The 21560-nt window shown below is 62.7% G+C and carries 29 protein-coding genes and 2 tRNA genes; 17 read left to right on the top strand and 14 right to left on the bottom strand.

The window, feature by feature from the left end:
- Positions 1–105: 105 nt before the first annotated feature.
- Both msbA and ACSFBC_RS01575 read right to left on the bottom strand, forming a co-directional pair.
- Entirely contained in the window at positions 106–1890 is a 1785-nt protein-coding gene (msbA, locus tag ACSFBC_RS01580; RefSeq protein ID WP_435508550.1) for a lipid A export permease/ATP-binding protein MsbA, read from the bottom strand.
- On the bottom strand, positions 1868–2137 hold the full coding sequence (locus tag ACSFBC_RS01575) for a hypothetical protein (RefSeq protein WP_435509272.1): 270 nt from the start codon (positions 2135–2137) through the stop codon (positions 1868–1870). Before ACSFBC_RS01575 ends, msbA begins: the two co-directional genes overlap by 23 nt.
- Between ACSFBC_RS01575 and tolB the strand changes: the two genes are divergently transcribed.
- From tolB to ACSFBC_RS01545, 6 genes are all read left to right on the top strand, one after another.
- Entirely contained in the window at positions 2136–3377 is a 1242-nt protein-coding gene (gene tolB / locus ACSFBC_RS01570) for a Tol-Pal system beta propeller repeat protein TolB (protein WP_435508549.1), read from the top strand. The genes ACSFBC_RS01575 and tolB overlap by 2 nt on opposite strands.
- Before the next feature lie 19 nt (positions 3378–3396).
- Positions 3397–3921: a peptidoglycan-associated lipoprotein Pal gene (gene pal / locus ACSFBC_RS01565; RefSeq protein WP_435508548.1), complete on the top strand. Its 525-nt coding sequence runs from the start codon at positions 3397–3399 to the stop codon at positions 3919–3921.
- Complete coding sequence (ybgF, locus tag ACSFBC_RS01560) at positions 3921–4676, top strand: tol-pal system protein YbgF (RefSeq protein WP_435508547.1); 756 nt, start codon at positions 3921–3923, stop codon at positions 4674–4676. Before pal ends, ybgF begins: the two co-directional genes overlap by 1 nt.
- Positions 4677–4690: 14 nt before the next feature.
- The gene (locus ACSFBC_RS01555; RefSeq protein WP_435508546.1) at positions 4691–5506 is read left to right on the top strand and encodes a tRNA threonylcarbamoyladenosine dehydratase; all 816 of its coding nucleotides are present in this window, start codon (positions 4691–4693) and stop codon (positions 5504–5506) included.
- Between the two features lie 58 nt (positions 5507–5564).
- Positions 5565–5640, top strand: a tRNA-Lys gene (locus ACSFBC_RS01550).
- Positions 5641–5800: 160 nt separating this feature from the next.
- Positions 5801–6805 carry a tyrosine-type recombinase/integrase gene (locus ACSFBC_RS01545; RefSeq protein WP_435508545.1) on the top strand — a complete coding sequence of 335 codons (1005 nt, stop codon included), beginning with the start codon at positions 5801–5803 and terminating at the stop codon, positions 6803–6805.
- Between the two features lie 3 nt (positions 6806–6808).
- On the opposite strand, the gene ACSFBC_RS01540 is transcribed toward ACSFBC_RS01545, so the two are convergent.
- Together ACSFBC_RS01540 and ACSFBC_RS01535 are read right to left on the bottom strand one after the other, a co-directional pair.
- Positions 6809–7003, bottom strand: a complete 195-nt coding sequence (locus ACSFBC_RS01540) for a hypothetical protein (protein WP_435508544.1) — start codon at positions 7001–7003, stop codon at positions 6809–6811.
- A gap of 2 nt (positions 7004–7005) precedes the next feature.
- Entirely contained in the window at positions 7006–7404 is a 399-nt protein-coding gene (locus ACSFBC_RS01535; protein ID WP_435508543.1) for a hypothetical protein, read from the bottom strand.
- 107 nt (positions 7405–7511) lie between these two features.
- Between ACSFBC_RS01535 and ACSFBC_RS01530 the strand changes: the two genes are divergently transcribed.
- Genes ACSFBC_RS01530 through ACSFBC_RS01520 form a run of 3 tightly spaced genes read left to right on the top strand, consistent with a single transcriptional unit; the run spans position 7512 to position 10436 of the window.
- Positions 7512–8729 (top strand): hypothetical protein, encoded by a 1218-nt coding sequence (locus ACSFBC_RS01530; RefSeq protein ID WP_435508542.1) that lies wholly within the window; start codon positions 7512–7514, stop codon positions 8727–8729.
- Positions 8730–8765: 36 nt separating this feature from the next.
- Positions 8766–9902 carry a hypothetical protein gene (locus tag ACSFBC_RS01525; RefSeq protein WP_435508541.1) on the top strand — a complete coding sequence of 379 codons (1137 nt, stop codon included), beginning with the start codon at positions 8766–8768 and terminating at the stop codon, positions 9900–9902.
- 36 nt (positions 9903–9938) lie between these two features.
- Entirely contained in the window at positions 9939–10436 is a 498-nt protein-coding gene (locus ACSFBC_RS01520) for a hypothetical protein (protein ID WP_435508540.1), read from the top strand.
- Between the two features lie 7 nt (positions 10437–10443).
- On the opposite strand, the gene ACSFBC_RS01515 is transcribed toward ACSFBC_RS01520, so the two are convergent.
- From ACSFBC_RS01515 to ACSFBC_RS01505, 3 genes are read right to left on the bottom strand one after another with little or no spacing between them, the layout of a single operon-like run.
- Entirely contained in the window at positions 10444–10926 is a 483-nt protein-coding gene (locus ACSFBC_RS01515; RefSeq protein WP_435508539.1) for a hypothetical protein, read from the bottom strand.
- Positions 10923–11336 carry a hypothetical protein gene (locus ACSFBC_RS01510; RefSeq protein ID WP_435508538.1) on the bottom strand — a complete coding sequence of 138 codons (414 nt, stop codon included), beginning with the start codon at positions 11334–11336 and terminating at the stop codon, positions 10923–10925. The genes ACSFBC_RS01515 and ACSFBC_RS01510 overlap by 4 nt, the downstream gene beginning before the upstream one ends.
- 7 nt (positions 11337–11343) lie before the next feature.
- The gene (locus ACSFBC_RS01505; RefSeq protein WP_435508537.1) at positions 11344–11745 is read right to left on the bottom strand and encodes a hypothetical protein; all 402 of its coding nucleotides are present in this window, start codon (positions 11743–11745) and stop codon (positions 11344–11346) included.
- A 45-nt stretch (positions 11746–11790) separates the two neighbouring features.
- Between ACSFBC_RS01505 and ACSFBC_RS01500 the strand changes: the two genes are divergently transcribed.
- The gene (locus ACSFBC_RS01500; protein ID WP_435508536.1) at positions 11791–12234 is read left to right on the top strand and encodes a GNAT family N-acetyltransferase; all 444 of its coding nucleotides are present in this window, start codon (positions 11791–11793) and stop codon (positions 12232–12234) included.
- Positions 12235–12752: 518 nt separating this feature from the next.
- Positions 12753–13244: a hypothetical protein gene (locus tag ACSFBC_RS01495; protein ID WP_435508535.1), complete on the top strand. Its 492-nt coding sequence runs from the start codon at positions 12753–12755 to the stop codon at positions 13242–13244.
- Position 13245: 1 nt separating this feature from the next.
- On the opposite strand, the gene ACSFBC_RS01490 is transcribed toward ACSFBC_RS01495, so the two are convergent.
- A complete protein-coding gene (locus tag ACSFBC_RS01490) occupies positions 13246–13545 on the bottom strand; it encodes a hypothetical protein (protein WP_435508534.1) in 300 nt (99 codons plus the stop codon).
- Between the two features lie 562 nt (positions 13546–14107).
- Between ACSFBC_RS01490 and ACSFBC_RS01485 the strand changes: the two genes are divergently transcribed.
- From ACSFBC_RS01485 to ACSFBC_RS01470, 4 genes are all read left to right on the top strand, one after another.
- Positions 14108–14305 (top strand): hypothetical protein, encoded by a 198-nt coding sequence (locus ACSFBC_RS01485; protein WP_435508533.1) that lies wholly within the window; start codon positions 14108–14110, stop codon positions 14303–14305.
- Positions 14306–14376: 71 nt separating this feature from the next.
- Positions 14377–14823 (top strand): hypothetical protein, encoded by a 447-nt coding sequence (locus tag ACSFBC_RS01480; RefSeq protein ID WP_435508532.1) that lies wholly within the window; start codon positions 14377–14379, stop codon positions 14821–14823.
- Positions 14824–15178: 355 nt separating this feature from the next.
- Positions 15179–15346 carry a hypothetical protein gene (locus ACSFBC_RS01475; protein WP_435508531.1) on the top strand — a complete coding sequence of 56 codons (168 nt, stop codon included), beginning with the start codon at positions 15179–15181 and terminating at the stop codon, positions 15344–15346.
- Entirely contained in the window at positions 15346–15540 is a 195-nt protein-coding gene (locus ACSFBC_RS01470; protein ID WP_435508530.1) for a hypothetical protein, read from the top strand. Before ACSFBC_RS01475 ends, ACSFBC_RS01470 begins: the two co-directional genes overlap by 1 nt.
- Here the strand turns inward: ACSFBC_RS01470 and ACSFBC_RS01465 are convergent.
- The gene (locus tag ACSFBC_RS01465; protein ID WP_435508529.1) at positions 15537–15710 is read right to left on the bottom strand and encodes a hypothetical protein; all 174 of its coding nucleotides are present in this window, start codon (positions 15708–15710) and stop codon (positions 15537–15539) included. The two genes, ACSFBC_RS01470 and ACSFBC_RS01465, sit on opposite strands and share 4 nt — an antisense overlap.
- Positions 15711–15863: 153 nt before the next feature.
- On the opposite strand from ACSFBC_RS01465, the gene ACSFBC_RS01460 reads away from it, so the two are divergent.
- A complete protein-coding gene (locus ACSFBC_RS01460; protein WP_435508528.1) occupies positions 15864–16334 on the top strand; it encodes a DUF1810 domain-containing protein in 471 nt (156 codons plus the stop codon).
- A gap of 22 nt (positions 16335–16356) precedes the next feature.
- Here ACSFBC_RS01460 and ACSFBC_RS01455 read toward each other — a convergent pair whose 3' ends face one another.
- The 4 genes from ACSFBC_RS01455 to ACSFBC_RS01440 form a co-directional block, all read right to left on the bottom strand.
- Complete coding sequence (locus ACSFBC_RS01455; RefSeq protein WP_435508527.1) at positions 16357–16638, bottom strand: hypothetical protein; 282 nt, start codon at positions 16636–16638, stop codon at positions 16357–16359.
- A gap of 129 nt (positions 16639–16767) precedes the next feature.
- Positions 16768–16857 (bottom strand) — tRNA-Ser (locus tag ACSFBC_RS01450).
- A gap of 36 nt (positions 16858–16893) precedes the next feature.
- Complete coding sequence (locus ACSFBC_RS01445) at positions 16894–17823, bottom strand: SPFH domain-containing protein (RefSeq protein ID WP_183026839.1); 930 nt, start codon at positions 17821–17823, stop codon at positions 16894–16896.
- Positions 17824–17852: 29 nt separating this feature from the next.
- A complete protein-coding gene (locus ACSFBC_RS01440) occupies positions 17853–18278 on the bottom strand; it encodes an NfeD family protein (protein ID WP_435508526.1) in 426 nt (141 codons plus the stop codon).
- Positions 18279–18386: 108 nt separating this feature from the next.
- Between ACSFBC_RS01440 and ACSFBC_RS01435 the strand changes: the two genes are divergently transcribed.
- The gene (locus tag ACSFBC_RS01435; protein WP_435508525.1) at positions 18387–20684 is read left to right on the top strand and encodes an Orn/Lys/Arg family decarboxylase; all 2298 of its coding nucleotides are present in this window, start codon (positions 18387–18389) and stop codon (positions 20682–20684) included.
- 9 nt (positions 20685–20693) lie between these two features.
- Here ACSFBC_RS01435 and ACSFBC_RS01430 read toward each other — a convergent pair whose 3' ends face one another.
- On the bottom strand, positions 20694–21545 hold the full coding sequence (locus tag ACSFBC_RS01430; RefSeq protein ID WP_435508524.1) for a DNA ligase: 852 nt from the start codon (positions 21543–21545) through the stop codon (positions 20694–20696).
- Positions 21546–21560 lie beyond the last annotated feature (15 nt).

Raw genomic sequence — 21560 nt, 5'->3', positions numbered from 1 at the left:
GCTCACTTCGTGTAGCCGCCATCCCCTCAAGGGGCAACACCTGCGGCCCGGCAAAGCCGGTTCCGCGGTGTTCCACGAGCGGGCGTGGCTTCGCCCGCCGTGGGTTCAGATCGTGGGTGTTTGGCCGGGTGGGGTGGTGCTGACGGCACGCGTCTGCAGTCGCGCATACAGCCCGTCCAGCGCCATGAGCTGCGCGTGGCTGCCTTGTTCGGCGATGCGGCCGTGTTCCATCACGACGATGCGGTCGGCGTGCTGGATGGTCGAGAGGCGATGCGCGACGATCAGCGTGGTGCGGCCCTGCATGAGGCGCTGCAAGGCCTCCTGCACCAGGCGCTCGGAGCCGGTGTCGAGCGCGGAGGTGGCTTCGTCCAGCAGCAGGATGGGCGCGTCCTTGTAGAGCGCGCGGGCGATGGCCAGGCGCTGGCGCTGGCCGCCCGAGAGCTGCGTCGCGTTGTGGCCCAGTACGGTGTCGATGCCGTTGGGCAGGCCGGCGACGTGTTCGCTCAAGTTGGCCGCAGCCACGCAATGGGCCACGCGTTCACGGTCGACTTCGGCGCCCAGTGCCACGTTCGCGGCCAGCGTGTCGTTGAACATCACCACGTCCTGGCTCACCATCGCGAACTGCGTGCGCAGGCTGCCCAGCTGCCAGGCGCCGAGCTCCTGGCCATCCAGCAGCACCTGCCCGCTGGTGGGCAGCACGAAGCGCGGCAGCAGGTTGACCAGCGTGGTCTTGCCCGAGCCCGAGGGGCCGACGAAGGCCACGATCTCGCCGGGCGCGATCGACAGGTCGATGCCGTCGAGCGCGGCCGCGTCGTCCTCGCCGCGGTAGCGCACCTGCACCTTGCGCAGCTCGATCCGGCCTTCGGCGCGCGGCATGGCGAAGCTGCCGCCGGTTTCGGAGGCCACCTCGTCGATCAGGGTCACGCCGCGCTCCAGCGCCGCCAGGCCGCGCGTGATCGGATTGGCCATGTCGGCGAGCCGGCGGATCGGCGCGATCAGCATCAGCATGGCCGTGATGTAGGCCACGAAGCCGCCCACGGTCAGGGCCTGCTCGTTGCTCTGCCACAGCGCGATCATCACCACCACCGACAGCGCCACCGACGCCAGCAGCTGGGTCAGCGGCGTCATCGCGGCCGAGGCGATGGTCGATTTCACGGCCAGACGGTTGAGCGTGCGGCTCAGGTGCTCGAAGCGCGTGGTCTGGTCGGTCTGGGCGCCATGCAGCCGCACCATGCGGTGCGCCAGCACGTTTTCTTCCACCACGTAGGCCAGGTCGTCGGTGGCGGTCTGGCCCAGGCGCGTGAGGTGGTAGAGCCGTTTCGACAGCACCTTCATGATCCACGCCACGCCGGGCACCAGCACGCCCACGATCAGCGTCAGCTTCCAGTTGAGGTAGACCAGGTAGAAGAGCAGGGCGATCAGGGTGAAGCCGTCCCGCGTGAGGCCCAGCAGTGCCTGCACCAGCAGCATCGAGCCGGTCTGGACTTCGTAGACCACGGTATTCGACAGCGCGCTCGCCGACTGCCGCGAGAACAGTGCGAGCTCGGCCGTGAGCAATCGCTCGAACAGCACGCGGCGCAGGCGCTGCATGCCGTCGTTGGCGATGCGCGCCAGCGCGTATTGCGAGACGAACTGGGCCAGGCCGCGCACCGCGAACAGCAGGATGATCGCGGCCGGCACCGTCCACAGCGCCAGCTGGCCGCGGCTGAAGCCCCGGTCGAGCAGGGGCTTGAGAAGGGCGGGCATCAGGGGTTCGGTGAGGGCGGCCAGGATGGCGGCACCGATGGCCAGCGACCACCAGCGGCGCGAGCCCCCGAACCAGCTCATCAATCGGGCGAGGCGTCGCGTCAAAGGAGGACGGACGGTGTCACCGGTAGGGGAAGGCTGCATGGCGGCGGATTCTACGGGCGCGGTCCATGGCAACTTTTTTGTAGGAGCAAGCAGATGGCTTCGCGCGATTCCCGAGGAATGGCCGCGCAATGTGTACCATCGCGGTTTGCCGACGCCCGGTAGAAACCCTCGGTGAAACTTTGTTGCCGAAAACCTCTCCGAACTGCATGAAAAAGCTGTTGCCCGTTCCTGCCTTGCCTCTTTCTTCTTCTTCATTCAATGCCCGTCGCGCCCTGGTTGCGGCCATGGCGGCTTCCCCCCTGATCCCTGCATTGGCCCAGTTCCGGGTCGAGGTGTCGGGTGTGGGCCTGACGCAATTGCCGATCGCGCTGGTGCCCTTCAAGGGCCAGGACGCCTCGCCGCAGAAGATTTCCGCCATCGTGCAGGCCGACCTGGAACGCAGCGGCCAGTTCCGTGGCGTCGATGCCTCTGGCCAGGCGCTCGACGAAGCCTCGCGCCCCGACCTGACGCTCTGGCGCCAGCGCACCGCCGATTCGCTGGTGGTGGGCAGCGTGAGCAAGCTGGCCGACGGCCGCTTCGACGTGCGCTTCCGCCTCTGGGACGTGGTGCGCGGCCAGGACCTGGGCGGCCAGAGCTACACGGTGCCGCAGGGCGACCTGCGCCTCGCATCGCACCGCATCGCCGACTTCGTCTACGAAAAACTCACCGGCGAAAAGGGCATCTTCTCGACCCGCATCGCCTACGTGACCAAGAGCGGCAGCCGCTACAACTTGTGGGTGGCCGATGCCGACGGCGAGAACTCCCAGGCCGCACTGGCCAGCCCGGAACCCATCATCTCGCCCGTCTGGTCGTCCAACGGCACGCAGTTGGCGTACGTTTCCTTCGAGTCGCGCAAGCCGGTGGTCTATGTGCACAACGTCTCGACCGGCCAACGCCGCCTGCTGGCCAATTTCCGCGGCTCCAACAGCGCACCGGCGTGGGCGCCCGACGGCAACTCGCTGGCCGTCACGCTCAGCCGCGACGGCGGTTCGCAGCTCTACACGATCCCTGCCAGCGGCGGCGAACCGCGCCGGCTCACGCAGAGCAACAGCATCGACACCGAACCGGTGTTCTCGGCCGACGGCAGCACGATCTACTTCGTGAGCGACCGAGGCGGTGCGCCGCAGATCTACAAGATGGGCGCCAGCGGAGGCACGCCGACGCGCGTCACCTTCAGCGGCACTTACAACATTTCACCTTCTGTCAGCGGGGATGGCCGGTGGTTGGCCTACATTTCCCGCGTAGGCGGCGCCTTCAAACTCCACGTGATGGAGTTGGCGACCGGCAATGTGACCGCCATCACCGATACCTCGGCCGACGAAAACCCGAGCTTTGCCCCCAACAGCAAACTTCTCGTCTATGCAACGCAGCTGCAAGGCCGCGAAGCATTGATGACGACCACGCTGGACGGGAAGATCAAGGCGCGGCTCGCAGGACAGGCCGGCGACATCCGGGAACCGGACTGGGGTCCGTTCCAAAAGCAATGATTAACTTGAGGAGTTCGAAATGTTGAAACGTACGCTTTATTCGCTGGCCATCGTGGCCTTGATCGCTGGTTGCTCGTCGGGCACGAAGCTGAACGACACCCCCGTGGTGGACAGCACGGGTGGCGCAGGCCAGGGCTCGGGCAGCAGCGGCGCCGCCAGCGGTGTCGCGCCCGTCACCATCGATCCCAACGCGCAAAACGCGGCCGGCCCGGTGGGTGTCGCACGCATTGTGTTCTTCGACTACGACAGCTACACGGTCAAGCCCGCGTACCAGGCGCTGATCGACGGCCATGCGCGCTTCCTGAAGGCCAACGCCCAGCGCCGCATCTCGATCGAAGGTCACACCGACGAACGCGGCGGCCGCGAGTACAACCTGGCTCTGGGTCAGAAGCGCTCGGAAGCCGTGCGTCGCGCGCTCAACCTGCTGGGTGTCAACGACAACCAGGTCGAGGCCGTGAGCTTCGGCAAGGAAAAGCCTGCTGCGCAAGGTGGCGGTGAGTCGGTGTGGGCGCAAAACCGCCGCGCCGAGATCACTTACCGTTGATGATGCGCAGTCGTCTTGGCTTGCGCAGCGCCGCGTTGGCGGCTGCGCTGGTCTGCATGTCCCTTGGCGCCAACGCCGCGTTGTTCGAAGATGACGAGGCGCGCCGCGCCATCCTCGATCTGCGTCAGCGCGTGGAAGCCATGCGCACGCAGACCGATCAGCGGCTCACCGAGGACAATGCACAACTGCGTCGCAGCCTGCTCGACCTGCAGAACCAGATCGAGACCCTGCGCGGCGACATGCAGCGCATGACCGGGCAGAACGAGCAGCTGGCGCGCACCGTGTCCGAGCTCCAGCAGCGCCAGACCGACATCGACGACCGCATCAAGAAGAGCGAACCGTCGAAGGTTGCGATGGACGGCCGCGAGTTCACGGCCGATCCGCGCGAGAAGGCGGACTTCGACGCCGCACTGGGTGTGTTCCGCGGCGGCCAGTTCGCGCAAGCGCAGACGGCCTTCGCCGAGTTCGTGAAGCGCTATCCGCAGAGCGGCTACAACCCGTCGGCCCTGTTCTGGCTGGGCAACGCCCAGTATGCGACCCGCAACTACACCGAAGCGATCGCCAATTTCCGTTCGATGCTGTCGCTGGCGCCCGATCACGCGAAAGCCCCCGAGGCCGTGCTGTCGATCGCCAATTGCCAGATCGAGCTGAAGGACACGCGCGCTGCACGGCGCACGCTGGAAGACCTGGCCAAGGCCTATCCCCAGTCCGAAGCCGCTCAGGCAGGCCGCGAGCGGCTGTCGCGCCTCAAGTAGGACAGGCATCGCGCATGGAGGACACAGGGCCTGTGCTCGCCCCGGTCGATGAGGTCGATGCGGCACGCCGCTTCGGCGGGCTCGAGCGCCTCTATGGCGTGCAGGGCGCGCGCCGCATCCGCGAGGCGCATGTCCTGGTGGCCGGCATCGGCGGCGTGGGGTCCTGGACCGTCGAGGCTCTGGCCCGCAGCGGTGTCGGCCGGCTGACGCTGGTCGATCTGGACCACATCGCCGAATCCAACATCAATCGCCAGATCCATGCACTGGCATCGACCGTGGGCCAGGCGAAAGTGACGGCAATGCGCGAACGCATCGCGCAGATCAATCCGGCCTGCGAGGTGTTGGCGATCGATGACTTCGTCGAACCCGACAACTGGCTCGCGCTGGTGGCTGCCGCCGAGCAGGCCAGCGGGCCCTTGAGCGCCGTCATCGACGCCTGCGACCAGGTGCGCGCCAAGGTGGCGATGGCCGCCTGGGCGCGCGTCACGCGCACGCCTTTCGTCTCGGTGGGTGCAGCCGGCGGCAAGCGGCATGCGCACCGTGTCGAGATCGAAGACCTGTCGCTGACCACGCACGATCCCTTGCTGGCCCAGTTGCGCAATCGCCTCCGCAAGGAGCACGGCGCGCCGCGGGAAGGCAAGAAGATCGGCGTGGCCTGCGTCTTCAGTCGCGAGAGCGTGGCACCGCCCGATGCCTCCTGCGCGATCGCCGATGGCGACGGTTCGCTCAACTGCCATGGCTACGGCTCGGTGGTCAGCGTGACCGCGACTTTCGGCCAATGTGCAGCCGGTTGGGTGATGGACAAAATAGCCTCGAAGCTCGCGCTATAATCGCAGGCTTTGCTGGATACGACGCCAGCAAAATACCAAGGTCGGTGCGAATCGATCCGGGACGTTAGCTCAGTTGGTAGAGCAGCGGACTTTTAATCCGTTTGTCGTGGGTTCGACCCCCGCACGTCCCACCATATCGAAACCCGCACCAGTGCGTGGTTTCACGCTACTAAAACAGTAGCAAACACCGTCTCCCGACGGTTTCAATCGGGCCCAATCGGGCTCGCCGCTGCCCCAAAAAGGTAGCACTGCTACCCCTACGGGATAGCCTGCCGCAGGTACCATCCGCGGCCTATGACGATCCAAGAAAGAAACGGCCGACATCAGCTGCGCGTGAAGAGCAAGCTGCTGCCCGGTGGTATGGTCTTCTACACCTTCGACACTCACGAAGAGGCCGACGCATACGGTCAGCACCTGCGCAAGATGCTGAAGAAGGGCGTGGTGCCGGCTGCGATTCTCGAGAAGGTGGCCAGGGTCGACGACCCCCTCGTCCTCGAGGTGATTCGCGAATACAGCAAGTCCAACGCGATCCCCGACAGCGACGAGAAGCTGCTCGATGTGATCGTGCACCACGTGCCCGGCGTGCGGATGTCCGCCATCACCACGCGCTGGGTCGATGAGTACGTCAGAGCGCGCAAGCTAGTCGACAACAACGCGCCCAGCACCATCCGCAAGAAGGTGGGGCTGATGGCCCGGATTGTCGACTGGCACCTGCGCCTGGTCACACCCAAGGACAAGCCGATCCCGATCAACCCGCTGCGCACGCTGCCGCGGGGCTACGCGGTCTACAACCGCGAGGACGTGAAGAACCTGGGAGAGGGCCTTGTCGCGAAGCGCGACGTCGAGCGCAACAGGCGGCTTGAGGAGAGCGAGGCGGCGGCAATCCGCGCGGTGCTGGGTGGCCTGCCGCGCACCGAGCGCCACGGCGCTCTGCAGGCGCGGCCCGACCACCTGATGCTTTTCAACCTGATCGTCGACACTGGCCTGCGGCTGCTTGAGGCCTACAGCCTGCGTTCCGACCAGCTTGAGCTCGAGCGCGGGTTCATTCACGTTGACGGGTCGAAGGGCCGCAACGGCGTGCTCAAGCCTCGCACGGTGCCGCTGAAGCGCGAGCAGCTCAAGGTCTACAGCGAAGGGAAAGTAGGGCGCCTCTTCCCGTTCTGGGATGGCACCAAGGAGGGGAAGAAGATCGCCACGCGCGACCTGGTGCAGGTCTTCGGCCGCGCCTTCGCGTTCGCCGGCGTGGAGGATCTCAAGGAGCACGACCTGCGCCATGAGGCGTGCTGCCGCCCTCGTTGAGCTTCAGGTCCGGCCTTTCATCAGGTCCAGGCCGATATGGTCGTGGCCGCGCGCGTCGCGCACCAGGTACCAGTAGTGGTTACCGACCCGCCGGCTCATTAGCAGCGTCCAGCCCTCGCTGAAGCGCTTGGGGTCGCTGAGCTCGGCGACCAGGTCGTTAATCGTCTTGCCGGTGTCGTAGGAGAAGAGCCAGCCCATGGTCAGGCTCCAGGCATCAGCGTGTCGCTGAAGGCGTCGGTCGCCTCCAGGTGGACGGCGAGCGAGACGCTGTTGTCGGTGATCACGTCGTAGCCGTCGTTGCCGTAGACCAGGTAGACGGAACCGTGGAATTTGCCGCCGGGCGCGTACGCATATAGGCGCTCCTCGTCGGTGGCCATCAGCTCGGCCATGATGCGGTCGACGCTGGTGGTTCGCTCGGTGGCGTAGTCCTCGCCATCGTGCAGGCGCAGCTCGAAGCCGGCGGCGATCAGGGCGGTGGCCGCGTGGCGTACGACGGCGCGCTCGATGACGATCCGGTCACGCACGGCGGCGTCGACGCGGCCCGAGCTGAAGAAGGTGACGTCGTCGGGGGTGGGGGCGTTGGGCAGATTTTTGATCACATTGTTTCTAGCGCCTGGTACGGCTGTTAAAAGTATCAAGGTGGTTTACATTTGGGCCTTTGTTGTCGCGCCGCGGGTGACAGCCAACGTGCATCTCCATCAATAAAATGTCCGACACTCAAACTTGCAATACGGTTTTTATTCTCGGTGCTGGTTTTTCTTTCGACGCCGGCATTCCGTTGATGGGCGGATTTGTCGACACGATGTGGGATCTGGCAATCCGAGGATCTTGGAAAAGCGTACCCTTGGGTGCGGAGGATAGAGATCTATTTGGTGAGGCAAATAAAATTAGGGCCGAACTAAACGAGTACCATGGTCGCGCTGCGTTTGATGATCGAAATATTGAGGATATATTGTCAATTCTTTCGTTCAATTCGTACGCCAATAAGCGCCGAAGCCCCGACCCCATGGCAACAATCGTCAAGGCGATCGGTAGGACAATTGAAATTACGTGTTCAGTAGAGCACCCGGGCCTGCCTCCGAATCTTCGCTACACCGCGAATCAGACCGGGCCAAACCTTTATCGAGCATTCTGGGCGCATCTTTTTGCTGCAAAGCGCGGCGGCGTAAGCTTCCCCAGCATCATTACGTTTAACTATGACCTAGTGCTCGAGCGGTCTCTTTTCCAAGTACTCATCGGAACGCACTTGGCATTCAATGGTGACGTACCGCCACCTTCGCGTCATGTTCGCATTCGCCATCATTTTCCGACAATCAAAGAGCCTATCTACGCCATTGAAAGCGCTCGGTACGGAAACAGTCAAGCTAAACCTGGGACGATTCTCAAGGCGGTAAAGGAGGATGAGGCCTACGATACTCTTGACATTGAGATTCTGAAATTGCATGGCTCGCTGAATTTTCCCGCTCCGCGACAAAAACCGGCGCTATCAGATGGCGTGTTCAACGTTTGTGAAGCGTTGCCTTCTCCACTAATTCTGCCGCCAATTTTCAATAAGCAATCAACAGAAAGCCAGAGGAGCATCTGGAGCGCCGCGCTGAGTAGGCTTAGGAGTGTCAAGAATATCGTTATAGTCGGCTATAGCCTACCCAGAACTGATATTTATATGCAGTATTTTCTGAAGTCTGCTTTGGGCCCAAATATGGACCTAAACAGAATATTCGTATTTGATCCGGCAATCTATGCGGGCGCAGGTCAAACTAACGAGATGAAGCAGCGCTATGAAGAGTGTTTTTCCCCTCAATTGCGTAGCCGCATCCATTTTCGACCTGATGAAGTTGGGGCGTCGGCAGGTCGGGAGCGACTTGGAACAGCTGCACATTTTGTGCACGCCCTAGGGGAAACACCGAATAAACTCTTATTCTAGTTATGAGTAAGCGTTCAATAGGTGGCATGGCCGCGAATGCATGACAATGCCGCAGGTAGTCTAATTTTCCTTGCATTCAGTTGGCACTCCACAGCGCTTGGCTCACTAACATCTTCGTCTCGCAGCAAAGCACCGTTCCCGCTGCCTGTCTCATTTCTGAACTTACACTTAAAACAGAATATGACTGAGGTAATTTTAGGTCACCCCTTCTCCGGCGCGCTTTATTCATATTTTGCTGACCAATTGCAGGGAAAGCAGTCTCACACGCAGTCAACATCTCGTTACTATAAGACTCTATATGGTGCGAACTATCAGAAATACGTCGAACTCGCACTAAACTTTCTGCTTCTCTATCGAAATGCTTGGATCACCCTTGCAGATAACCCGCTTCCCCTAACTCCGCTCATGCCAAAGGACCGATCAGAGATTCCAGAACTCGGATTGCGGCTAGGCTACTTCGATCACTACGACTCCGGAGTCACATACACCGATAAGTGGGCGCATATATCTCGGCTTGCCGCGGAGCCTAAGGTCGCGAAACTTTTGGGCCGAACTCTGAAGATTCCGCGGCCTGCTTGGGATCTTATTTTGGAGTCGACCGTATACGAAGCTAGCCTTTCCGCGCATAAACGGATCCCTTTGTTGTGCTCGCTGGGTCGTCGCGCCCTAATTCAGATCCTTGTGGAAATAGACCGCCCGTCCCTGCACCCGTTACTGCCGGATTTGCATCACGTGAAATTTATTGAGTCCTATCGCAGTTTGACAGGTTTAGCTCTGGCGCCCCGCGACCTGGATGACTTGATCGCAATAAAGTTTGACCCCGGCGTCCGTCGCTACGGGGATTCGTTCATCCAAATTGCGCATTCCGATACCCAGGCAAATGGCCCCGCTACCACGCACAGGGTTGCTCAACTGATTCAAGAATCAATGGATACTGAAGCAGTGACGAGCCGTTTCGCGGGTGGGCTTGACTGGTTTGGAAAGATGCTCCGGGTGATGCAAGAGCCGCTGCTAGCCAGCGCAGCGCAGGTGGGCGCTCAGCTTGCCCTTAATGACAGCGATCGGGCGGGATGGTATGCCTTTTCGGGTGCAATCGACAAGGCTATACACCTACACGATCTACGAGTTCGTGTTGAAACAATTTTATCAACGTCCAAGCGTGGTATTGCCTGAAAAGGAAGGCGCCTGACTGCGCTCAACGAAATAAATATGGTCGCCACCAAACGCAAGCATGTCGACAATTACCTTGCCCTAATTACCCCTGATCCTTATGATCCGACGTATTCAATACTTAAGGCGCACCTCATATTTGAAGAGTTATTGCGCAGTCATTTAAAAATTAGTATGCCGAATGCAGCTGCATTGGTTGGCGCGCGTTTGAGTTTCAGTCAGAGACTGGCTGTCGTTCGGGCAATTACACCTCCCACTCAGGTCCACGCTTGGATCTGGATGGGAATTGAAAAGCTCAATGCATTGCGAAACCAATTGGCACATGGGAGTGGCGATAAAAACGTCGATTTAGAGGTGACGAAGTATGTCCAATACATCGTCAAGTCCTCTGGCACGCCGCTACCCCAACCGGCTGGTCAGTCAATCGAAGTTGTTGATTCCGAAGCAAGGCGAGCTCCAGGATATCTCGCCGTAGACATGGTCACCATATTGATGTACTACCGGTTTGCTGAGCAGCTCGGATTTAAGACAGACTGAGTATTGTCTATGGCGTTCTATTCAACCCTTGGATGTCGCTCGGCATAGTCAAAGTGCCGCCGTTGGCTACGAGCGCACGGATGCGCACAGCGACGTCGGCTGGCGTCGCGTTGTCCTGGTCGTACTCGATGTCGGAGAACAGATGGTCCGCCGTATGCTGGCCGAGGTCGAAGAATTCGCGCACGGCGAGCCAGCGAATTTGGGCGTTGAACATCGGCGCGCCGTAGGTGCTGTTCCAGGTCAGACCCTGTTTGATGAACTCCGGCATGGCGCATGCCCAGCCCACGGCGCAAGCCGTCGTGCCACAGTGATCGTCGAGCAGCTGCTCGTTCTCGTAGAGCTGCCGGTCGCTCAGCGTCTCGACGTCTTCGGAAGCGTTGTCGGGGTCGTGCAGATCGAAGTCGAAGTTGCGCCAGGCGCTCAGGTCGAATTTCGTCGCGGGTAGGCTCTCGAGCTTCTCGGCCAGCAAGATCAGGCGTTGTTGATTCATTCGAAGACTTCTCTGTCGTGGGCGATCAGCGCGCGGATTCGGTTGGCCACTTGATCGGGGGTCTGAGCTTGTTTCTCCTCCGGGTAGTAGCTGGAGCTGAAGAGGTGGCCACTCTGGACGTGGTTGAGGCCGAAGAAGACCTCGACCGCGCGCCAGTTGCCGAAGTGCAGCCCGTTGGTATTCAAGCCGGGCTCGAAGGCTCGAGCGTTCCAGTACAGGCCTTGCTCGATGAACTCCGGCATTGCGCAGGCCCAGCCGATGGCGCAGCCAGTCGTTCCGCATTCGTCGTTGAGCAACTGCGCGTCGGAGTCAGCGCCGTACGTACTACGCCAGTGCTGCAGGTTGAACTTCGCGGCCGGCACGACGGTTTCGAGCTTCTCGGCCAGCAGGAGCAGGCGGTCCTTGTTCATGCGGGGATCACTCCATTGAGGCCACGAAGGCGCGGATTCGGGCGGCGACTTCGAGCGGGCCGGTGTCGGCGCCGGGGCCCGCGCCGTTGTCGGGGTATTCGGTGGCCAGGAACAGGTGGCGGGAACCGGCGTAGCCGATCTCGAAGAAGTCGTTCACTGCGCAGAAATGAGTGGCGCCCTTGAAGTCGGGCATGGCGCCGTCATAGCTCAGGCCTTCGGCTTTGAACTCGGGTAGCGCGCAAGCCCAGCCAACGGCGCAGGCGACGGTGCCGCATTCGTGGTTGAGTAGGTCGCCATCGCTGACGTTGCGGCCGTCGTCGCCTTCGCGCCATTCGCGCAGGTCGAAGTGATCGGCCGGGATGCGCGTCTCGAGCGCGTCGGCCAGCAGAAGCAGGCGGGTTTTGTTCATGATTCGATTTCCGATCAAGGTTCGTGGTGAGGAGAAAATGCCGCGATGAACGATCAACTGACGCTGCGCGCGGCGGATCCCCGCGACGCAGGAACCATCGCAAGGCACCGTTACTACGCCGACGCAACCCCTGCAGACATGGCCGCCTACGCCGCATGGCTCGATTCGCGAATCGAGGCCGGGGTCTACATCGGGTCCTTGGCGGAAAGGGCTGGCGTCGTCGTTGCGGGGGCGGGTGCGGTCTTGTTGGACGGGGGCCCGTCGCGTGGATCGCCATCCGGTACGCGCGCCAGGGTCGTGAATGTGTTCACCGAAAGTGCGTGGCGCAGGCAAGGTCTCGCCCGCGCGCTTGTCGGGCGTGTGCTTGCCGCGTGCTCGGACCTCGACGTGCAGGTCTTCAGCGTGGCTGCGTCCGCAGACGGCGCTGAGCTCTACAGGTCGCTCGGCTTCAAGCCGTATCCAAACGAGATGATCCTGCGACCGGGGTAGCAGCCGCAGGTATTGGGAAGAAGAGGCCCGGCCGCAAGGGCAAGCCGGGCGTTGGCCGCATGTGACTTCCTGGGCGGCCGCCAGGTGAAAGGTGGACGTCGGTCGCGGTCAGCTCGAGGAGGGGCACCGACGCCCAACAGGGAACCGGAGGCACCCGGTGTGAACCCCTGCGTTACTCATGCGCCCCTCAATTTGGGCGCCCGCAGCGCGGCCGTTGCGGCGGTGCTGCGGGTCTGAATTGGTGCCGGGCGTAGCCCGGACTTGGGTTCGGCCCGTGAGGTGGGCCAAGCCAGGAAAAGCGATCAGGTCTCGGGCGGCATCACGTCTTCGTGCCAGCCTCCTTTCTCGTGTTGGGTGGACGGGGCCCCCGCCGGGTTCTGTGGCGGCGCTGAGGCCTCGATGGGTGACAGCAGTGATGGGTGTGGCAGCGCGCGAGGCGCAGCCGGCGTCGTAGTCGGTGCAGGTAAAGTTCGACTGCTTTGGCAGCGACCTTCAAACCTGACTAGGAAGAACTTTCAATGAGCAACGACTTCAACGATGCATTCATTGCGCGGAACGCCCAGCTTGCAGCGCAGCAGCGTCTGGCTCGCGTTACTCAAGAAGCAGCCGCCGAACATAGGGGAATGACTACCAAGTTGGTCGAAGAGGGGCGTCTCGCTACAGACGCCAACGCGCGCGCTGACCGGCTCCGTAAAGAGCGTGACGATCTGAAGGCACAGATGGCCAGACCAATGTCTGAGGTGTTCGACGAACTCGCTCAGACGAAAGCAGCGCTAGTCGAGGCGAGATCGCTTTCGGCGGTCTGGCAGATGCGGCAGCGTGCAATGAAGAAGGTGGCGATAGAGGTCGGGGCTCAGGCCGGAAAATCGGTCGAAGACATCCGCGCCGCCGCGATCGCATATTCGCAAGCAATCGCAAACGGCAGCGACTTGGATGGAGTCATCACCGCAGAGCAAAAAACCTACTTCGCGCATTTCCGCGGATTTCTGAAGCAGCACGCAGACAAGTAGATCAGTCCGGCAGGTATGTCGCGATGCGCGGCATCCAGGTGTGATCGGGTTCGCGGGTGAACCAGTCGTCTGGGGCCGGCGCCATTGCAACGCGGATGCCGCGGCGCTCGGTGCCGGTGTGGGCCAGGCCGGCGGCGCTGACCTTGTCGGGGTTGGCGGTTGCCCACGCCTTGATGAGGGAGGTCAAGCGTTCGTTGTGCGCGGGGGTGCAGCGGAACAGCCCCACCTCGCCGGCCTGGAGCCGGGCGACGCGGCGCTGGTAGTTGTAGGCCAGGAGCCAGTTGAATCTCGGGTCAGCCATCAGGCCTCCAACAGGGACTCATAAAAGGACCACCTACCTACGCCGAAACCCGCATGGATGCTCGGTTTCGGGGGTCGAGTTTTCCTTTTATGAGCGATTTCGGCGCGGATTGAGTACCGGGGTGGGGGCGCTTGCTGTGAAGGCAGTTGAAGTTCAGCACTTTTTGCAAAACAGCCAGCCCTATTGCCACTCACAGAAATTTAGAAAGTACGTATAAAAGGAAAAGAACTCAGGTAAGTGCTTGATCCCCTTGAGGAATCAGAATCTGGACCTGTCTTTTATGAGTCCCTCTTCTAGCCCGCTCCGGCTTGATTCCGGGCTCAGATCCAGCCGTTGATGGTCGTCCGAAGGGCCCGAACGATGCGGCCGAGGGTAGATCTCGGCGTTGTCGGGGCTAGTCGCGGGCTGAACGCTTGCCGATAGGCGATCCGGCTGGGCAGCTGGGGATCGCGATCGGGGGCAGCTGTCCGGCACCGCGCTTTTCGAGGGTCGGCTCCACGCGCGAGACCCCCGATTCGCTTCCAGCGCGGAAGATGCGGGGGATGAGATTGGGGACCCGCTGATGAGCCGCATGCACAAGCCCGACCCGAAGCTGGCGGTCGACAAGCAGGACAAGCGCAGCGTGATCCCGCTGGACCCCAGCGACTTCGACCAGTGGCTGGAGGGGACGGTCGAGCAGGCGAGGGCGTTGATGCGCCTGGCGCCGACCGAGGTGTATGACGCTGAACCGATAGAGCCCGAGCAGAAGGCGCTGGTGTAGCAGGCGGGGCGGAGCGCCGCGTTACGTCAGCTACGATAACGCCCGCTGCCCCCTAACTGTCATCACTCAAAATGCCCGCAGACACCGCGCTCACTCTAAAAGACGCCATCGGGCTGGCCGCGGACGTCATGACTCTTTTCGGCGTTTCCGGCTTTTTTACTTGGTCGTTCATACAAAAGTCGATGGAAGCGAGAAGCCCTGCAGATGTGGGTGTGACTGTCTTTGCCCTGTCGGTGAAGGTGTTCATTTCCTTCTTCGCTGTGCTGCTGTTGGCGGTGCCCGCGGGCGCTCTTCAGGTCTTTGTCATCATGCTTTACTCTGGATATTTCGGCCCTGGAGACGGGTTTTGGAATCAGCAGAAAGCGACTGCCTATCTGTTCGGATATGTCCTCAACGCACTTTGGTTTTTGCCTGCCGCCGTGCTGACGGTGGCCTCGATCGTTACCTGGTCTACCGAACCTTTTCGCCGCTTTGCGCGCAGTTTCGTTGGTGCGCGACGGACAGGTCAGCTGAACTAAGTCAGCAGCGCTTAACCCTCTTTAGGGTAGCCAAAAAAGGTAACATGCTTATAAGTTGTTGATTTTAAAAGGATCGGGCCGCCTTTTAATCCGTTTGTCGTGGGTTCGACCCCCGCACGTCCCACCAACAACCCGGAAAATCCCCATGTGTCTCAGGCACCTGGGGATTTTTTTTCGGCCCGCTCGAACGAATCCCGTTGCTATCGGCATACCCCTCCATCGCCGAAAGACGCAAAAGGAGGGCCGCTGTGCCATGACAGGTCAAAGCACGCCGCGACGCAGCAGGCGCGCGCAACTCCTACAGGGTGGCGCATGGAGCCGATGTAGCCTGAGTTTTGACAAGGAGACGCAGGCCATGCCATCGACAACACAGAAAGACGTGATTGCCGTCACCGAGGACCCGGTGGCGCAGGCGCGCACGGTGTCGGAGCTTCGCTTGATACAGATCGATGTCGAAGAAGCGCGCGCCGTCGGCAAGACGGACTCGGTCGCCTCCACCCTCGCAGCCGCGGAGGTCCATTGATGCCCAGTACCGACAAGCTGACCGAGGCCTATGAGGCCTGGAAGCGGATGAACGACGAACACGCCGAGATGATGCGTAACGTGACTTCGGGCGCCAAGCTCGACGCCGAAGCGATGACGCAAAAGGTCGGCGAGTTGGACGTGCTGCATGCCACCTGGATGGACATGGTGATGCGGCGCGAGGGGAGATCCTAGTGGCATCCCCTGACGTAGTAGGCCACCCCTTCGACGCGATGGACGAGTTCCGGCACGAAGGCTGGGTTTTCCTGTGCAGCGCCGAACAGTTGCCGGATGGCAGCTTTCACGCCACGGTGCGCTACCGGGTTCAGCCCACGAACGAGATCCGGACGCTCCAGCTCGATCACCTGAGATTTGCAGTGGCTGCGGAGGCCGCGCTTCGGGCCAGGGAGATGGCTGTGCGGTGGGTCGCTGATCGCTCCGGTGATGGGCGTGGCGAAGGGTAGGCGAACGATGGACTCCCCGGCCAGGGTCGCCCCGAAAGCAGAGGAGGGCAACCCATGCCCTTTGATCTCGAACGTTTCGTGACTGCGCAAGCGCCGGTGCATGCCGCCGTGCTCGAAGAACTGGCGGCCGGCCGCAAGACCAGCCACTGGATGTGGTTCGTCTTCCCGCAGTTGCGTGCGTTGGGCCGCAGTGCCACGGCGAAGTTCTACGGCATCGAAAGTCTGGAAGAGGCCCGGGCCTATGGAGCGCATCCGGTATTGGGCGAGCGGCTGCGCGCATGCGGCGAGCTGGTTCTCGCAGCGCTGGGCCGCCAGGGGCTCAGCGTGCACCGGATCTTCGGCTCGCCCGACGACCTGAAGCTGTGTTCCTGCATGACGCTGTTCGAGGTCGCATGGCCTGGCGAAGCGACGTTCGCTCAGGTGCTGGAAGAGGGCTTCGGCGGCCTGCGTGACAGCGCCACCCTTGAACTGCTGCGCGCCGGCTCTCAGGCCATTGCGTCCCCTGTGCGATCCCCGTCCCGGTAATGGCGCCGGGACTGCTGGCGATTCAGCTTGCGCGCTTCTCGACCTCGTGCGCCAGGGCCTCATTGACCTTGGCCAGCTCCTGCGCCGACTGCGCCAATTGCTTCTCGAGCTGGTTCGCGTGTTCGATGGCTTGTGCGACGTCCCCGACCTGGACGCTGCCGGGCAGTTCCTGCTCGAGCACCGTCGCCACCACGGCCAAATCCTCCGACGCGCTCTGCACCTCGGCGGCGATCGCCTGGTTCTTCTTGAGCGTGCGGTCGAGCTGCGCGCTGTCCGTGGACTGGGCGTGGGATGGGGAGGACATGGGTGCCATGGTAGCAATTCGGCCGCCCGCAGGGGAAGGCCGCTTTTCGTGAGGGGCAAAAAAAAGGCCCCGTGAGGGGCCTTCCTGAACTTGCTGTGTCGAGATGGAAGGTCTGGACATTATTTCTTTTGGCGGAGCAGGCGGGATTCGAACCCGCGGAGGGTTTTACCCCTCACACGCTTTCCAGGCGTGCGACTTAAACCGCTCATCCACCGCTCCGCGAAGCCTCAGATTGTAGCAGTTTGAAAGAGGGCTTCAGCTCGACGCAGCCGGCTTGCCGGCCTGCACCATGCGCATCGCCGACGCGATCAACGCCGCGGTCTCGCTCATGTTGCTCGGCACGATCAGCGTGGTGGTCGCGTCGGCCGCCACCTTGCCGTAAGCATCGACGGCGCGTTCAGCCACCTTGAGCTGCACCGCCTGCTCGCCGCCGGGCTGGCGGATGGCAGCCGCCACGCGTTCGATGGCGCCGGCCGTGGCTTCGGCCACCGCGGTGATGGCCGCGGCCTCACCCTGGGCGTTGTTGATCTGGGCCTGCTTCTCGCCTTCGGAGCGGGCGATGAAGGCCTCGCGTTCGCCGGTCGCGATGTTGATCTGTTCCTGGCGGCGGCCTTCGGAGGCAGCGATCAGGGCGCGCTTGCCACGCTCGGCGGTGATCTGCGCCTGCATGGCCAGCAGGATTTCCTTCGGCGGCGTCAGATCCTTGATTTCATAGCGCAGCACCTTCACACCCCAGTTCAGGGCGGCTTCGTCGATGGCGGCCACGACCTGCGCATTGATGATGTCGCGTTCCTCGAAGGTCTTGTCGAGTTCGAGCTTGCCCACCACGCTGCGCAGCGAGGTCTGCGCCAGCTGCGTCACGGCCACGATGTAGTTCGACGAACCGTAGCTGGCGCGCATCGGGTCGGTCACCTGGAAGTACAGGATGCCGTCGACCTGCAGTTGCGTGTTGTCACGCGTGATACAGATCTGGCTGGGCACGTCGAGCGGGATTTCCTTCAAGCTGTGCTTGTAGGCCACCTTGTCGATGAAGGGGATGAGGAAGTTGGCACCGGGCGTCATGGTGCTGTGGTACTTGCCGAGGCGCTCGCGCACCCAGGCGTTCTGCTGCGGCACGAATTTGACCGATTGGCTGATGAACAGAATGGCGATGACCAGAATGACCAGAGGTACTGCGAAATCCATAGGGATGCTCCTTTTTTGGGGGGTTCTTGCTAAATCTTGGTGACGACGAGGCGGCTTCCCACCACTTCGACCACATGGTGTTCGCCGGATTGCAGGTCGGCGCCGGCCTTTGCCACCGCCGTCCACTGCGTGCCACGGTAGCGCACGGAAGTGGTGCCGTCCGGGTTCCAGGTCTCGACGTGGACGCTCTGGCCGATATCGAGATTGCCCCCGCGATGGGCCTGTGCAGGGAATCGTGCAGCGCGACGACGCTTGATCAGGTACCAGCCGAGGACCGCGCCCACGCCGACCACCGAAGCCACGATGAGCTGCGTGATCACGCCTGCACCCAGGTGCCCCGAAATGGCCGCGGCCGCGAAGCCGGCGGCCAACAGCAACAGGTAGACGGTGCCTGACAACAACTCGACCACGACGGTCGCCCCCGCGATCAACCACCAGATGGTGGAACTCTCCATACAGCCTCCTTTGTGTCGTATCCACCCCATTTTGCGACACCTGTATCAGCACTTGTCTTTTGAATTCCTTACACTTCGCGCCTCTTCTCCCTGTCCGAGCCCCTGCACATGAAATTTCGCTTCCCGATCGTCATCATCGACGAGGACTTCCGCGCCGAGAACACCTCGGGTCTGGGCATTCGCGCGCTGGCGCAGGCCATCGAGAGCGAGGGCTTCGAGGTGCTGGGCGTCACCAGCTACGGCGACCTGTCGCAATTCGCGCAGCAGCAAAGCCGCGCCAGCGCCTTCATCCTGTCGATCGACGACGAGGAGTTCACGCCCGGCCCCGACCTCGATCCGGCGGTGCTGGGCCTGCGCAGCTTCATCGAGCACGTGCGCCGCAAGAACGCCGAGGTGCCGATCTACATCTACGGCGAGACGCGCACCTCGCGCCACATCCCGAACGACATCCTGCGCGAGCTGCACGGCTTCATCCACATGTTCGAGGACACCCCCGAATTCGTGGCGCGCCACATCATCCGCGAGGCCAAGAGCTACCTCGAGGGCGTTCAGCCGCCGTTCTTCAAGGCGCTGATCGACTACGCGGAAGACGGCTCCTACTCTTGGCACTGCCCGGGCCACTCCGGCGGCGTGGCGTTTCTGAAGAGCCCGGTCGGACAGATGTTCCACCAGTTCTTCGGCGAGAACATGCTGCGCGCCGACGTCTGCAACGCCGTGGAAGAACTCGGCCAACTGCTCGACCACACCGGCCCGGTGGCGGCCAGCGAACGCAACGCGGCGCGTATCTTCAATGCCGACCATTGCTTCTTCGTGACCAACGGCACCAGCACCAGCAACAAGATGGTCTGGCACCACACGGTGGCGCCCGACGACGTGGTGGTGGTGGACCGCAACTGCCACAAGTCGATCCTGCACGCGATCATCATGACCGGCGCCATTCCCGTCTTCATGAAGCCCACGCGCAATCATTTCGGCATCATCGGCCCGATTCCCCAGAGCGAGTTCGAGCAGAGCGCCATCAAGGCGAAGATCAAGGCTAATCCCTTGCTCGCGCATGTCGATCCCGAGACGGTCAAGCCGCGTGTGATGACGCTCACGCAGTCGACCTACGACGGCGTGATCTACAACACCGAGACCATCAAGAACATGCTCGACGGCTACGTCGACACGCTGCATTTCGACGAGGCCTGGCTGCCGCATGCTGCCTTCCATCCGTTCTATGGCGCCTACCACGCGATGGGCAAGAACCGGGTGCGGCCCAAGGAATCGCTGGTGTTTTCCACCCAGTCGACGCACAAGCTGCTGGCCGGCATCAGCCAGGCCAGCCACGTGCTGGTGCAGGACTCGCAGAACCGCGCGCTCGACCGCGACCTGTTCAACGAGGCCTACCTGATGCACTCGTCGACCAGCCCGCAGTACGCGATCATCGCCAGCTGCGACGTGGCCGCCGCCATGATGGAGCCGCCCGGCGGCACCGCGCTGGTGGAGGAAAGCATCCTGGAGGCGCTCGACTTCCGCCGCGCCATGCGCAAGGTCGAGGCTGAATTCGGCAAGGACGAGTGGTGGTTCAAGGTCTGGGGCCCCGAGAAGCTCGTCGACGAAGGCATCGGCCGCGCCGAAGACTGGATCATGAAGGGCGAGGGCAGCACCGACAGCAAGGCCAAGAGCGCGAAGCGCAACTGGCACGGCTTCGGCAAGCTGGCCGACGGCTTCAACATGCTCGACCCGATCAAGTCGACCATCGTGACGCCGGGCCTGGACCTGCAGGGCAAGTTCGCCGAGACCGGCATCCCGGCCAGCGTGGTGACCAAGTTCCTGGCCGAGCACGGCGTGATCGTGGAGAAGACCGGCCTGTACAGCTTCTTCATCATGTTCACCATCGGCATCACCAAGGGCCGCTGGAACACGCTGCTCACGGCGCTGCAGCAGTTCAAGGACGACTACGCGCGCAACCAGCCGATGTGGCGCATCCTGCCGGAGTTTTGCCAGCAGCATCCGGGCTACGAGAAGCTCGGCCTGCGCGACCTCTGCCAGCACATCCACAAGCTGTACGCACGCTACGACGTGGCACGCCTCACGACCGAGATGTACCTGAGCGACCTGACGCCGGCCATGAAGCCCAGCGACGCCTTCGCCCACATCGCGCACCGCAAGACCGAGCGCGTGGAGATCGATCAGCTCGAAGGCCGCATCACCACCAGCCTGATCACGCCGTACCCGCCGGGCATCCCGTTGCTGATCCCGGGCGAAGTCTTCAACAAGAAGATCGTCGACTACCTCAAGTTCGCGCGCGAGTTCAACAAGGAGTGCCCGGGCTTCGAGACCGACATCCACGGGCTGGTGGCGCGCTTCGACGAGTCGGGCAAGAAGCGCTACTACGCGGATTGCGTGCGCCAGCAGGCCTGAGGCACGAACTCAGGGCGTCAGGTCGCCGCGCACGCGCAGGAAACGCGCGAAGCGCGGCAGGCCCTTGGCGGTGGTGCCATTGAAGCGATAGCTGACCCAGCTGCCGATGGCCGGCGGATCGTCGCGCTGCGCATCGCTGAAGCCGCCGCCCAGCTTGAAGCGGCGGCCGTCGGGCATCTGGACCCACAAGGCGCCCATGCGGCCCTCGTGGCGCCCTTTGCCGGGCAGGTGCGCAACCACCCGCGCATCGGCGTCCTCGTAGGGCTTGAGCTTGAGCAGGTCGGTGTTGCGCTCGGCACGGTAGAGCGAGGCGCCGCGGTGCAGCACCAGGCCTTCGCCGCCCATTCTCACCACCTCATTCATCTGCGCCGTCAACGCGGCATGGGTGGTGGCGCGCTGCTGGGCCACCGGCACCACCCAGGGCGCCGCGGCCAGCGGCAGCAGGCGGCGCAGCGCGGCGAGGCGCGTGGTGAAGTCGCCCGGCTGCGCAGGCAGGTCGAAGACCATGAAGCGCATCTCGCGCCAGGCGGCGTCGACCGGCGCCTGGCTGCGCACGGTCGAGGTGGCGAATTCGAAGCGGCCGCGACCGGCCCAGAGTTCGCCGTCCATCGGCACGGTCGGCAGCGGGGCGGCGAACCAGTCCGGCGCCGCCACGCGTTCGCCGCCGCGGGTCCAGAACTGACGGCCGTCCCAGTAGCCGCGCAGGCCGTCGTATTTCTCGCTGACCCAGTAGTCGTCGAGCGCGATGCCTTGCCGGTAGACCTCGGCCAGCATCAGCGCTGGCGGTGCTGCGAACACCGGCGAAGCGCAGCCGGCCCAGGCCAGCAGGCCCGTCAGCAGGAGGCTTCGGCGACTCGGCATCGCGCCATCCGCGTC

The sequence above is a fragment of the Variovorax frigidus genome (genome assembly GCF_051216515.1).
Classification (GTDB): Bacteria; Pseudomonadota; Gammaproteobacteria; order Burkholderiales; family Burkholderiaceae_C; genus Variovorax.
The sequence above is the reverse complement of the archived record's forward strand: the minus strand, read 5'-3'. Positions and strand labels throughout refer to the sequence as shown.